This window comes from Pantoea sp. DY-5, from assembly GCF_019795955.1.
GTDB classification, from domain to species: domain Bacteria; phylum Pseudomonadota; class Gammaproteobacteria; order Enterobacterales; family Enterobacteriaceae; genus Pantoea; species Pantoea leporis.
Genome location: NZ_JAIMIE010000001.1, coordinates 1,103,696 through 1,116,792 on the forward strand (window position 1 = coordinate 1,103,696; position 13,097 = coordinate 1,116,792).

10 protein-coding genes are annotated in these 13,097 nt (G+C 55.1%); 1 reads left to right on the forward strand and 9 read right to left on the reverse strand.

Annotation, left to right across the window (positions count from 1 at the left end):
• Positions 1 to 7 precede the first annotated feature (7 nt).
• Genes pqiC through rlmKL form a run of 5 tightly spaced genes read right to left on the reverse strand, consistent with a single transcriptional unit; the run spans position 8 to position 7,518 of the window.
• Positions 8 to 574, reverse strand: a complete 567-nt coding sequence (gene pqiC / locus K5Y30_RS05320; RefSeq protein ID WP_222210644.1) for a membrane integrity-associated transporter subunit PqiC — start codon at positions 572 to 574, stop codon at positions 8 to 10.
• Entirely contained in the window at positions 571 to 2,214 is a 1,644-nt protein-coding gene (gene pqiB, locus K5Y30_RS05325; protein WP_222181754.1) for an intermembrane transport protein PqiB, read from the reverse strand. The genes pqiC and pqiB overlap by 4 nt, the downstream gene beginning before the upstream one ends.
• The gene (gene pqiA / locus K5Y30_RS05330; protein WP_192413834.1) at positions 2,186 to 3,469 is read right to left on the reverse strand and encodes a membrane integrity-associated transporter subunit PqiA; all 1,284 of its coding nucleotides are present in this window, start codon (positions 3,467 to 3,469) and stop codon (positions 2,186 to 2,188) included. Before pqiA ends, pqiB begins: the two co-directional genes overlap by 29 nt.
• Before the next feature lie 15 nt (positions 3,470 to 3,484).
• Positions 3,485 to 5,395, reverse strand: coding sequence for an ABC transporter ATP-binding protein (locus K5Y30_RS05335; RefSeq protein ID WP_137385513.1), 1,911 nt, complete (start codon positions 5,393 to 5,395; stop codon positions 3,485 to 3,487).
• A 5-nt stretch (positions 5,396 to 5,400) separates the two neighbouring features.
• Positions 5,401 to 7,518, reverse strand: coding sequence for a bifunctional 23S rRNA (guanine(2069)-N(7))-methyltransferase RlmK/23S rRNA (guanine(2445)-N(2))-methyltransferase RlmL (gene rlmKL / locus K5Y30_RS05340; RefSeq protein WP_222210645.1), 2,118 nt, complete (start codon positions 7,516 to 7,518; stop codon positions 5,401 to 5,403).
• 108 nt (positions 7,519 to 7,626) lie between these two features.
• On the opposite strand from rlmKL, the gene K5Y30_RS05345 reads away from it, so the two are divergent.
• Complete coding sequence (locus K5Y30_RS05345) at positions 7,627 to 8,736, forward strand: YcbX family protein (RefSeq protein WP_222210646.1); 1,110 nt, start codon at positions 7,627 to 7,629, stop codon at positions 8,734 to 8,736.
• Between the two features lie 5 nt (positions 8,737 to 8,741).
• On the opposite strand, the gene K5Y30_RS05350 is transcribed toward K5Y30_RS05345, so the two are convergent.
• The 4 genes from K5Y30_RS05350 to K5Y30_RS05365 form a co-directional block, all read right to left on the reverse strand.
• The gene (locus K5Y30_RS05350) at positions 8,742 to 9,284 is read right to left on the reverse strand and encodes a cell division protein ZapC (RefSeq protein ID WP_101760931.1); all 543 of its coding nucleotides are present in this window, start codon (positions 9,282 to 9,284) and stop codon (positions 8,742 to 8,744) included.
• Positions 9,285 to 9,432: 148 nt separating this feature from the next.
• Complete coding sequence (gene pyrD, locus K5Y30_RS05355; protein ID WP_210080565.1) at positions 9,433 to 10,443, reverse strand: quinone-dependent dihydroorotate dehydrogenase; 1,011 nt, start codon at positions 10,441 to 10,443, stop codon at positions 9,433 to 9,435.
• A gap of 119 nt (positions 10,444 to 10,562) precedes the next feature.
• A complete protein-coding gene (locus K5Y30_RS05360; RefSeq protein WP_225614528.1) occupies positions 10,563 to 11,564 on the reverse strand; it encodes a glycosyltransferase in 1,002 nt (333 codons plus the stop codon).
• Positions 11,565 to 11,566: 2 nt separating this feature from the next.
• The gene (locus tag K5Y30_RS05365) at positions 11,567 to 13,084 is read right to left on the reverse strand and encodes a lipopolysaccharide biosynthesis protein (protein WP_222210647.1); all 1,518 of its coding nucleotides are present in this window, start codon (positions 13,082 to 13,084) and stop codon (positions 11,567 to 11,569) included.
• Positions 13,085 to 13,097: the final 13 nt, after the last annotated feature.

Consider the following 13,097-nt stretch of genomic DNA (forward strand, 5'->3'; position numbering starts at 1 on the left):
ACAAATCTTAATTTAGCGAAACCACACTATTTGCGATTTGTTGTGCGGTTTGCTGCCAACCGAGAGCCAGAGTACGTACCAGCGCATCATAGCCATCTTCGGTTTGCGGCAGCGTCAGATTAAAGCCATGTTTGATTAGGCGTCCTTGATGCTGCAGTAACCATTCGCCACTCACCACCACTTGTCCATCGTAGCGTCCCTGGAAACCGGTAACGTTTACCGACAGCGTATCGTGCGTGTCGCCCAGCGGCGCACCGGCAACCAGGCGGCTAGGTAGCGCTTTACTGAGATTACTGATCAACGTTTGCTGCAACTGTTGATCGAGCGGACTGGCCCACAGGTTATTAGCTGCAATCACGTACTTCACATCGCTGGTCTGATAGACCAGGCCGTTGCCCGCCATGTAATCCGGTACCGTCACTTGCTCAACCCAAATCATCGGTTGGCCAGTGCCCGCGGCACTTTCAACGCGCGCCACATTGCTGCCCGCAGGCAGCTGATAATAGGTATTTTCAATGGTGCTGCTGCAGCCTGCCAGCAGCAACAGCGCCCCGATAATTAGCCCTTTTTTCACTGTTTCGCCCTCTTTGGCTGTGGATCCTGGCCCGGCTTGGCCTCAAACACCAGCGCATTACTTTTGCTATTCAGCGTTTTCAGCACTGGCTGCAGTTCTCGCAATACCTGATCAAGCCGCTGCATATCGCCCACCAGCTTGCTGTAAGCCGGTGAACCTGGCTGCAGCCCTTTCATGCTGCGGTTCAGTTCGCGCAGGGTTTGCTGCATGTCTGAAGGCAGGCTTTTCATCGCCGGATTCGCCGTGACCTGATTAAGGTTATCCAGCGTTTTCTGCAGCCGCTGCAGGGTGCGCTGGCTCTCTTTCAAGGTACCTGTGGCTTCATTCAGCACTGGATTAAGTGGCAAGCCGTTGATCTTATCCAGCGCCGCCATCAGTTTCTGCTGAATCTGCGCCAGGCCGCCGCTGACGGTTGGAATCACTTCCAGGCCAGCCACCTGATTCGGGCCTTGATACGCCGGTGCGTTATCGTAGAAATCGAGGTCGATAAATAGCGCGCCAGACAGCAGGTTGCCGGTTTTCAGCGTCGCACGCAGACCGCGTTTTTTGCCATCCTGCAGATGCTGCTCAAGATTGAAATCTCCGCCCAGGCGATTAACAAACCGATCCGGCTCAATGCGAATCAGCACCGGCACACGATAATCCGTATTCAGCGCCTGATTCACGCCCGGAATCATATAAGGCACTTGTGACACCGTACCCAAACGAATGCCGCGGAACTCAACCGGTGCGCCAACCTGCAAGCCGCGAATCGAATCGGTGAAGAACAGCAGGAAATCAGTATGAGCACTGTAGAGCGAATCCTGGATGCTGCGCTGATCGTCGTACAGATGGTATTCCGCCTTGTTCTCCGCCGCCCGGCCCAGCTCAGCGCCGTCCGGCACATCAAAGCTGACGCCGCCGCTGAAGAGCGTAGTGAGCGATCCCATCTCTACGCGCATGCCTGATGCAGACATATCGACAGCAATACCGCTGTCTTTCCAGAAACGCACGTTGGTGGTGATCAGGCGATCGTAAGGCGCCGAGATAAACAGCTGATAAGTCATCATGCGTTTATCGGTATCAAAGTTGCTGGTTTCCACTGAACCTACGCGATAACCGCGGAACAGCACCGGATCGCCCGCATTAAGCTGACCGGCTTTTTTGCTGTCGAGCGTTATGCGAATGCCTTTGGCATCCGGCGGCGCCAGCGGCGGTGCATCCAGCAGTTGATAACGTTCCGGCTTATCGCCCTTCGCGCCCGGCTGCAGCTCGATATAGGCACCGGAAAGCAGTGTGCCCAATCCGGTAATGCCTTCGCGACCAATTTGCGGTTTCACCACCCAAAATGCGCTGTCGCCCTGTAGCAACTTTTCCATGCCCGAATTAAGACGCGCTTTAATTTCTACATGGTGCAAATCGTCGGTCAGAACCGCGCTTTCCACCACACCGACGTTGACGCTGCGGCTCTTAATGGTGGTTTTACCGGCTTCGATGCCTTCCGCATTTTCGGTAATCAGCGTCACTTCCGGGCCCTGATGGCTGAAGTGATAAAAAAGAATCCATCCGCCGATTAACAGCGTGACGATAGGTACAATCCAGACCGGCGACCAGCGTTTAATCTGGTCGACCTTAGCAGTCCCGTGATGGTTGTCCGTCAAGACGCGGCTCCTTACGTTCAGTTTCTCGTTGTCGATCCCACAGCAGGCGCGGATCAAAGGTCATTGCGGCAAACATGGTGAGGATGACCACCATGGCAAACAGCAGCGCGCCCGGCGCAGGATACACACTCATCAGCCGCCCCATCCGCACCAGCGCAGAGAGAACGGCGATTACAAACACATCAATCATTGACCAACGGCCAACAAATTCAACCACCTCATAAACCACGTGCATCTTTTCATCATCGCGCCCACCGCGTCCGCTGCCGTGCCAGCACAGCCAGGCAATCGCCAGCATTTTCAGCGAAGGCACCATGATACTGGCGATGAAGATCACCAGCGCCACCGGCCACGAACCGTCGCTCCATAGCAAAATTACTCCGGCCATAATGTTCGAAGGATATTGCGAACCGAGCGTTTCGGTCACCATGATCGGCATGATATTTGAGGGAATGTAGAGCATCACCGAGGTGATCAGCAGCGCCAGCGTCCATTGCAAACTGTGCTTGCGGCGCGCATGCGCCTTCACACCACAACGCGGGCACGCCAGTTGGTCAGCGGGCAGAATCGCGGTACAACACGGACAGCTACGCAAACCTTGCTTCAGGCCGCTAACACCGGCCAGCGGCGTTTTCGGCAGCGGCGGTAACGGATTGATGCGGTGCCACACCCAACGGCGATCAACACACTGAAATGCGCGCAATTGCAACACGCAGAACAGACACCACGGCCAGAAACTGCTGCCGAGGCCAATCTCACCATACGCCATCAGCTTAACGAAACTGACCAGCACGCCAGCCATAAAAATTTCCGCCATGCCCCAGCTACGCAGCTGAAACAGCACGCGCGCCAACCCAAGCCGCAGGCTGTGCGGCATGCGGACGTTATTGACCAGCAGAATAATGGTGATCATGCAGAAGGCAGGAATGCCCTGCACAAACAGCAGAAACAGCGTTGCCAGGCTGCGGTAATCTTCGCGATCCATCACCTGGGGGATTTCGAGCAGCGATATCTGGCTGCTCAATCCCGCGACGTGCATATTGATGAAAGGAAACAGATTGGCCAGCACCAGCATGAACAGGGCCGAAAAGGCGTAGCCGGTCGGACGTCGACGCGGCTCCTGCCAGTTGGCTTGCAGCGTGGTGTGACAACGCGGGCAACGCGCACGGCTGCCAACCGGTACAGCGGGCAGCTTTACTGTTAAATCACACTGTGGACAAAGACTCCACTGATGCGCTTGATCCGCTGCACACATGCTGACTCCTTCCGATTACGCGCCGTTTTTCAGTGCTTCCAGCTCTTCCCAGCGTTCGAACGCCACTTCCAGCTCCTGCTCGGTTTGCGCTAACGCATCCAGAACCGGCTGGGTTTTATCGTGTGGCTGGCTGAAGAAATCTGGATGACTCATTTTAGCCTGCAACTCACCGATGCGGGTTTCCAGCTGCTCCAGTTTTTGTGGCAGCTGTTCCAGCTCACGTGCCAGGTTATAGCTTAGCTTGTTGGCCGGACGTTTGGCGGCGTCACTTTTCTCAGCGGTTTTCACCGGTGTAGCCGGTTTAGCCTGCGAGGCTTTGCCCTGCTTATAGGCTGCGCGCTGCTGCTGAGCATCGTGATAGCCACCGACAAAGGTGCCGATTTCGCCGTTGCCTTCAAAGATCCAGCACTCGGTCACGGTGTTGTCGACGAATTGACGGTCGTGGCTCACCAGCATCACAGTGCCCTGATAACCATCCACCAGCTCTTCCAGCAATTCCAGCGTTTCAACGTCGAGGTCGTTGGTCGGTTCATCGAGAATCAGCAGGTTGCTTGGCTTGAGGAACAGACGCGCCAGCAGCAGGCGGTTACGCTCACCGCCGGACAAGGCGCGCACCGGCGTCATGGCGCGTTTCGGATGGAACAGGAAGTCCTGCAGATAACCGAGCACGTGGCGCGGTTTGCCGTTAACCATCACTTCCTGTTTACCTTCAGCGAGGTTATCCATCACGGTACGATCCGGATCCAGCTCAGCGCGGTGCTGATCGAAGTAAGCGATTTCCAGCTTGGTACCGCAATGCACGCGGCCGCTGTCGGCTTTTAGCTGATCCAGCATCAGACGCAGCAAGGTGGTTTTACCACAACCGTTTGGGCCAATCAGGGCGATTTTGTCGCCGCGCTGCACCTGAGTGGAGAAGTCTTTCACCAGGGTTTTGCCACCCACGCTGTAATTGACATCTTCCATCTCAAACACGATTTTGCCTGAACGTGCAGCTTCGCCGACTTGCATATTGGCTTTGCCCATCACTTCACGACGTGCAGAGCGCTCGTTACGCAGCGCTTTCAAGGCACGTACACGGCCTTCGTTACGCGTGCGGCGCGCTTTGATGCCCTGACGGATCCACACTTCTTCCTGCGCCAGCTTGCGGTCAAACTCGGCGTTCTGCATCTCTTCGACACGCAGCGCTTCTTCTTTGCCGGTCAGGAACAAATCGTAGTTGCCCGGCCAGGAAACCAGCTTGCCGCGATCAAGATCGACAATGCGCGTCGCCATGTTGCGAATAAACGAACGGTCATGCGAAATGAAGATGATGCTGCCGGTGAATGTCTTGAGGAACGTTTCCAGCCAATCAATGGTTTCGATATCAAGGTGGTTGGTCGGTTCGTCGAGCATCAGTACGCGCGGGTTGCTCACCAGCGCGCGGCCCAACGCCGCTTTACGCAGCCAGCCGCCAGACAGCGAAGACAACTCGGTATCCGCATCCAGACCAATCTGCTGCAGCACGTCGTTGATGCGGCTATCCAGCTGCCACAGATTCTGATGGTCAAGGATGGTTTGCAAACGACCCATCTCGTTCAGGTTCTTCTCGCTCGGATCTTCCATCACCAGATGGGAAATCGCGTGATAAGCCTTGAGATGCTCCGCCTGCTCGGCCACGCCTTCGGCAACGAAGTCATAAACAGAACCGGTAATGTTGCGTGGCGGATCCTGTTGCAGACGCGCCACCACCAAATCCTGCTCATAAATGATGCGGCCGTCATCCAGCGGCTGTTCGCCGTTGATGATTTTCATCAGCGTCGATTTACCGGCGCCGTTACGGCCAACCAGACAGACGCGTTCGCCCTCTTCGATATGCAGTTCGGTGTTATCCAACAGCGGCGCATCGCTGAACGAGAGGTAAGCGCCATGGATACTAATCAGTGACATAAAACTTATTCCTTACCGGCGTGGCTAACCAGCCAGCAGTTGTGAATTTGACGGTTGCGCGCGAAATCCTGCGACAGCGTTTTTTGGGTAATTTCCTGCGCCTGCAGACCCAGACGTTCTAAGCCGTCGAGATCCATTTTGAAGCCGCGCTTGTTGTTGGAGAACATAATGGTGCCACCGCGACGCAGCAAACGTTTCAGGTTCTGCATCAGCATCATGTGATCGCGCTGCACGTCGAAATCGTCTTCCATGCGCTTAGAGTTAGAGAACGTCGGCGGATCGATAAAGATCAAATCAAACTGTTCGTCACTCTCACGCAACCAGCTCAGGCAATCGGCGTGCATCAGGCGATGATTACGGCCGGTTAAACCGTTAAGGCGCAGGTTGCGCTCGGCCCACTCCAGATAAGTACGCGACATATCCACCGTGGTGGTAGTTTTCGCGCCACCCAAACCGGCGTGTACGCTGGCGGTGCCGGTATACGCAAACAGATTGAGGAAATCTTTGCCTGCGCTCATTTTGCCCAGCATCTGGCGCGCGATACGGTGATCGAGGAACAAACCAGTATCCAGATAATCGGTGAGATTCACCAGCAGGCGCGCATCAAATTCCTGCACTTCGAAGAAATCGCCCTTCTCGCCCAGCTTTTGATACTGGCTTTTGCCTTTTTGGCGCTCGCGGGTCTTCATTACCAGACGATTGGCCGGGATCTCCAGCACGCTCAGCGTAGCGCTGATCACATCGAACAGACGCTGACGCGCTTTGTTAGCGTCCACGGTTTTCGGCGGCGCATACTCCTGAATCACCACCCAATCAGCGTAACGATCGACCGCTACGTTGTATTCAGGCAGATCGGCGTCATACAGACGATAGCAATCGATATTCGACTGACGCGCCCATTTCTCCAGCTTCTTCAGATTCTTGCGCAGGCGGTTAGCAAAATCTTCGGCGATCTGCGCGCCGCCTTCTGCGCTGGTCGCAGCCAGCTGATAGTTTTTCTGCACGCACTCCAGCGGACCATTTTTAGCTTTGAACTGGCGATCGGCACGCAGTTGCAAGCAGCTCAGCAGCTCTGGCGAGGCGCTGAACAGCGACAGATTCCAGCCGCCAAAGTTCTGCTTCATGATGCGGCCCAGCTGGCTGTGCAGCGCAATCAGCGCCGGTTCGCTTTCCAGACGCTCACCGTACGGCGGATTGCTCAATACCGTGCCGGTAATCTCTTTGCCCGCCAGCGGATTCTTCAGCTTAATCACATCCTGCTGCGCAAAGGTGAACAGCTCGAACACGCCTGCACGACGGGCGTTGGCGCGCGCTGATTCCAGCACGCGACTGTCATTATCGTAGCCAAAGAAACGGGCGGTCGCAGCGGCGGTACCCACGCGTGCGCGCTCTTTCGCGGCAGCATGAACTTCCTGCCACGCAGCCTGATTGTGTTTCTTCCAGCGATTGAAGCCCCAATGGGTACGCAGCAGGCCAGGCGCGCGATCGCAGGCAATCAACGCCGCTTCCAGCAGCAGCGTACCGGAACCACACATCGGATCGACCAGCGGCGTACTGCTCTGCCAACCGGAACGCATCACGATGGCTGCCGCTAAGGTTTCTTTTAACGGCGCTGCGCCGGTTTGCTGGCGATAGCCGCGCTGATGCAGTGAATCACCGCTTAGATCCAGCGCGATGCTGACGCGATCTTTGTTGAGCCACGCATTGATGCGGATGCCCGGTTGTTCACGATCAACGTTCGGGCGCTCCAGATTCTGGCGGGTAAAGCTATCGACGATGGCATCTTTAATGCGCAGCGCACCGAACTGGCTGTTGCGGATCACCTCGTTGGTGCCGCTAAAATGGATGGCAAAACTGGTGTTGCTGTCGAACATCTCGGTCCACGGGATACTTTGCGCACCCACGTAAAGATCGAGATCGCTCCAGACGCCAAATTCTCCCAGCGGCAGCAAAATGCGCGAAGCCAGACGGCTCCACAGCAGGCTTTGGTACATTACATGGTCGTCGGCCTGGAAGTGGACGCCGCCCTGCACCACCTGCAAATCCTGCGCACCCAGCGCGTCTAGCTCACTTTTCAACAGCTCTTCGAGCCCACGCGCCGTACTGGCAAACAGAGAATTCATATCGTCACTTTTTACTCTTGCTTAAATTGCTGCGCATTATAGCGAATCAGCGTGCTATGTCATAAAGTTAGCTTCTTTAAAACTTATGACCCCTTTTTTGGAGTGGTGATGATTACGCTTTCACGCCTTTACATCCATCCCGTTAAATCTATGCGCGGTCTGCAACTGTCACATGCGCAGGTGCTGGAAAGCGGTCTGGGCTTTGATCGCATCTTTATGGTGACCGAACGGGACGGCACGTTCGTGACCGCCCGCCAGTTTCCGGAAATGGTGCGCTTTACCCCGGCGCTGCTGCCGGACGGGCTGTTTCTGCAGGCACCGGATGGTTCGCAGGCGCTGATCCGCTTCGCTGATTTCACCGCTGAGCAGTCACCCACCGAAGTCTGGGGCAACCATTTCACCGCGTGCGTTGCACCTGACGCGATCAACAGCTGGTTAAGCACCTTCTTCCCACGTCCGGTGCAGCTGCGCTGGACCGGCGTGCAACCGACGCGCCGCGTGAAGCGTTTTGATCATGTGCCACTGAGTTTCGCCGACGGTTTTCCTTACCTGCTGGTGAATATGGCCTCGTTGCAGGATCTGCAACAGCGCTGTCCAGCCAGCGTGCGCGTTGAGCAGTTCCGTCCCAATTTGGTGGTGAGCGGCGCGGCCGCCTGGGAAGAAGATAGCTGGAAACGCCTGCAAATTGGCGAGATCACCTTTGAGATGCCGAAACCGTGCAGCCGCTGCGTGTTTACCACCGTCGGTACCGAAAGCGGCCGTAAGCATCCTGATGGCGAACCGCTCTCGACCTTGCAGGGTTTTCGCAGCGCGCAGGATGGCAGCGGCGATATCGATTTCGGCCTGAATTTGATCGCCCTTAATAGCGGCATTATTCGCGTCGGCGATGCGGTGACCATTCTCGAGAAGCAAACCCCACGCGCTTACGGTGCGGGCGCCGTGGTCGAAACGCTGGCGCCAGCCGCTAGCAGCCACAGCGCGGTGAGCATCGATTATCAGGGGACGAGCTTTAGCGGCGACAATCAGCAAGTGCTGCTGGAACAGTTGGAAATGCAGGGTTTCCGCATTCCCTACTCGTGCCGTGCCGGGATTTGTGGCAGCTGCAAAGTGACGTTGGTGGCGGGTGAAGTGAAAGCACTGAAGAAAAGCGCGGTGCGCGCCGATGGTACCATCTTAAGCTGCAGCTGTATTCCGGCAGGCGATATCGAACTGGCGTAAGCCGATTACACCGCCCGCGCAAAGTGGGCGGTTTGTTCCTGCTGCTGCGGACGCAGACGATCGTTCATGATCTTAATCGCATCACCCAACTGCATACCTTTACCCGCCACGGTTAGCGCGTTTTGCGCTAATAAGCACAGCGCGGCATTTTCACCGCTTTCAACCACAAACAGTTGCGCCTGTTCGCCGCTATCAGCCAGCGTCACCGCCACCATATCGCCCGCAGCGGGCTGCCAGCTGTGCGCGTGATTGGTGAAGTGCCAGCTTTTTGGCATCAGGGGTTTGAGAAAACGACTGGCCACCAGCGCGTTTAACACTAACTCCGCACGCTGATCGCCTTTTAATCCACTCTGACGGCAACGTTCTTCAAAGCTAAAATAGAGCGCGGCGTCATCAACGCAAAAACCGCTGACATTAAAGGCATCAGGCGTCAGCATTTTGCGCGAGAAGCGCGAGCGAAATAACATGCCGTCGGCTAAATCCAGCATCATGCGGTCATGATCAGCGTCGAAATACCAACGCCAGTTGTCATCAGGTTTGATTTTCATGATCTGCCCTGTGGTTTATCGCTGCGCTAAACGGCGCTTAATTAAAAAAATAAATCTGAGAAAAAGCTGAAAAATGCATCAGCAGGACAAAATATAAACGAGCCGAAGGGATAAATAAACCCCTCGGCGCAGTAAAGTGGGAAATGTCTTAGAGGTGGGTCACGATATCTTTAATTAAGCCCGGGCCTTTATAAATAAATCCAGAGTATATCTGCACTAATGTTGCGCCCGCGGTAATTTTCTCACGCGCAGAAACCAGCGAATCAATACCACCGACGCCGATAATAGGTAAGCGGCCCTGCAGCTCTTGCGCCAGGCGGCGAATCACTTCGGTGCTGCGTGACTGCACCGGACGACCACTTAATCCGCCCATTTCTTCGGCATATTTAAGGCCGGTCACCAGCGAACGATCAAGCGTGGTATTGGTGGCAATCACACCATCAATATTGTGACGCACCAAACTGTCGGCAACCTGGATCAATTCTTCTTCAGTCAGATCCGGCGCGATCTTTACCGCCACCGGCACATATTTAAGGTGCCTTGCCTGGAGTTCTTGCTGTTTTAATTTGATGGCAGAAAGAAGATCGTCCAGCGCTTCGCCATATTGCAACGTGCGTAATCCTGGCGTGTTGGGTGACGAAATATTGATGGCGATATAACCGGCGTGGGCATATACCTTTTCCATGCAGATCAGATAATCGTCTTTGCCTTTCTCGACCGGCGTATCTTTATTTTTGCCAATATTGATGCCGAGAATGCCCTTAAAGCGCGACTTTTTAACGTTGGCAATCAGATGATCAACGCCGAGATTATTAAACCCCATGCGGTTAATAATCCCTTCGGCAGGCACTAAGCGGAACATACGCGGTTTATCATTTCCCGGTTGCGCCAGCGGCGTTACCGTTCCCACTTCGACAAAACCAAAGCCCATCGCGCCGAAGGCATCAATGCACTCGGCATTCTTATCGAGACCGGCCGCTAAGCCGAGCGCATTAGGGAAGGTTAATCCCATGCAGGTTACCGGACGTGATGGCAGCGACTGGCGAATCAGCCCTTCCAGCGGGGTGCCGCTAATAAAACGCAGTTGTTGAAAGGTGAGTTCGTGCGCACGCTCAGGATCAAGCTTAAACAGCGCTGGCCGGACGATAGGATATAACATGCACTCTCCTCAATGACGGAAACCAGGGAAGTCGGGGTGCACGGGAAAATGTGCGCCAGAATGGTAAGGTGCGCTGGCGCAAAAGTAAATTGTTCTACTGCATCACAATTTGATCGTTATCAGCGTCGTGCAGAATAGCGGCCAAGCTGTTCGCGACACGCCTGCAAGCCACTGTAAATCGTCGGGCAATACCACATTAGCTTCAGACGCGCGCTATGCTGCAACACATTGCGCACCAGCTGATTCACCTGCGGCTGCCAATCCGTTGGGATCACCATGTGATTTTTGCGCATCTGCGCCAGGCAGCTGTGCATCACCGTTTGGTAATAGCTATCCAGCAACGCCGCATCCACTGGCAGTTGCCGATCGCGCAGGAACTGTTCGCTGCTTTCACGCGCAATAAAGTAATTTTTCACATAGGAAAAATCGCGCGTGCTTTGCGACAGCGACGTCAGCATAAAGCGTTTGTAGTAGTAGCTTTGGCTGGTGCAATAAATGTTACGCGCCTGCAGATAGAGCGCAAACATGTAAGGCGCATCTTCATGGTTTTGAATCGGCAGAAACTGCAGCGCCAGTTGATCAATCAAGCGACGCGAAATGATGCTGCTCCACACGACACGATGCGCCGACTGATGCTGCATCAGCGTACGTAAACTGGTGCTGCCGCCGGGCAGCAATCCACTGACATGACGCTGGTGAATGGTTTGATAGTGGCGCTGCGCGGCAGGCACATCAAAAAACATTTTCGCGCCAAAGCAGAACAGATCGATATCTTCATGGCGCGCCTGCACGCGACGAAAGTCGGCGAACAAATCGGTGGAGACAAAATCATCCGCATCCATGAAGTAAACAAAATCACCGGTTGCGACAGAGAGCCCTTTCATACGCGCGGCGCTGACGCCGCCGCGCTCACCGCTTAGCAGGATTACCTGCGGATGCTGAGCCGCAAACGCCGTGAGCCAGGCTACGCTGCTGTCACTGGAACCATCGTCGATAACAATGATCTGTTCCGGCGGCGATGACTGACGCAGCAATGAACCCATCGCTTCTGGCAGCCAGGGCGCGCAATTCCAGTTCGGTATGATGACCGAAACCGTAGGGATACGGTGAGATGACATCATGCTCATCCTCTTTCCTCAACGTTAAACAACGGAATTCTGAGACGCTTCAACACCACGCTATGCAGCAGACAGCAGACGCCAAGATTGAACGCGCCAATCAAGCCGAGCCACAGCAGGTTGAGCCAGCGATTTTGGTTCCACTCGATCGGCAGCAAGGTGCTCAACCAGGCGATAGCTGCGGAAACCGCCCAAATCAGCATCACATCGCGAGTTAACCAGGTGAAATGAATGCCCGGCGCAAAGCGGCGATGCACCAGCCACGCCCAGCCCACCAGATAGAAGATGTTCTGCCCCAGCCATAGCCAACCGGTACCCAGTGCGCCGTAGTGAATGGCGCACCAGATGTTGAGCGGCACCAGCAGCACGGCAAAACAGGTGAAGCCTTTCATGTGCAGCTTGAGGCTGCCGTTGATGTATTGCAGGTGATAGAGCAAACCGCAGATGGCCTGAATGCCGCTGCCCAACGCATACAGGCTGAGGACAAATGACATCTCATCAACGATTTGGCTCTTCTGCGTCCACGCCCACAGCAGCGGGCCGGCGTAACAGGCGATGGTAATACTGAGCGGCGCCATAAAGATCGCCACCGCCTGCGTGGTGTAGCGGTAAAGTTTCAGCGACTCTGCATCGCCCTCTTTACGGGTTTTCATGCCGGTCATACGTGGCACAATCGCCTGCATGATTGGGCTGCTGAGCAGCAGAATGCCGGTCGCGGCGGTTGCCACCACGGTAAACGAACCGTATTCGCTCAGCGGCAGCGTCTTGGAGAGCACCAGTCGGTCGATTTGCGAAATAAAGGTCCACACCGCACTGGAAAATGCTGCGCTGAGCGCAAAACGAATAAAGGGTTTCAGCACCTCTTTCAGATCGCCGCGCTTCTCTTTGCGCGCCGCTTTGGGGATCAGCTGGCAGGATTTGTAGATACAGCAGGCCGCTTCGGCAATCGACACCAGCAACTGCCAGACAAAAAACGCCAATACCGCATTAGAGAAGAATTGAATTACCAGCACCGCGCCAAAGGTGCGCAAGGTGGTGATAATCAGGTTGACGCCGTTCAGCCACACCTGATGTTCGAAGCCCACAATCACGCTGCGATACGGACTGGTGCGCCAGCGTATCGCCGCAGTGATCACCATAATCGCCACGGCAATCACCACATCGCCCGCCGGAAGATGACGCGCATCCAGCCAGTGCGTGGCAATCCATGGCGTCGCCAACCAACCCAACACCACCAGCACAATCGTGGAGAACAAGAAGAATTTGGTCAGCGTGGCAAACAGCGCCGGGAACCAGACAAATTCCGCCTGATTAGCACGATAGCGCGCCGCTTCCCGCATCAAGGTGGTCGAAACACCGGCATCGAGTAATTGCAGCCAGGTTAATAAAATCGAAAAGAAGCCCACTAAACCGTAGGCTTCCATACCTAAGTGTTGAATATAAAGTGGTACAACCAAAATACCTGACAGCGTCAGATAGATTTGACCAACATAGTTGGCAATCGCGTTACGTTTTATAGACATAGGTGTTTTGGCA

Coding starts and splice junctions, on each gene's coding strand:
- pqiA (WP_192413834.1), bottom strand. CDS start 3,469: ATGTGTGCAGCGGATCAAGCGCATCAGTGGAGTCTTTGTCCACAGTGT.
- K5Y30_RS05335 (WP_137385513.1), bottom strand. CDS start 5,395: ATGTCACTGATTAGTATCCATGGCGCTTACCTCTCGTTCAGCGATGCG.
- rlmKL (WP_222210645.1), bottom strand. CDS start 7,518: ATGAATTCTCTGTTTGCCAGTACGGCGCGTGGGCTCGAAGAGCTGTTG.
- K5Y30_RS05345 (WP_222210646.1), top strand. CDS start 7,627: ATGATTACGCTTTCACGCCTTTACATCCATCCCGTTAAATCTATGCGC.
- K5Y30_RS05350 (WP_101760931.1), bottom strand. CDS start 9,284: ATGAAAATCAAACCTGATGACAACTGGCGTTGGTATTTCGACGCTGAT.
- pyrD (WP_210080565.1), bottom strand. CDS start 10,443: ATGTTATATCCTATCGTCCGGCCAGCGCTGTTTAAGCTTGATCCTGAG.
- K5Y30_RS05360 (WP_225614528.1), bottom strand. CDS start 11,564: ATGATGTCATCTCACCGTATCCCTACGGTTTCGGTCATCATACCGAAC.
- K5Y30_RS05365 (WP_222210647.1), bottom strand. CDS start 13,084: ATGTCTATAAAACGTAACGCGATTGCCAACTATGTTGGTCAAATCTAT.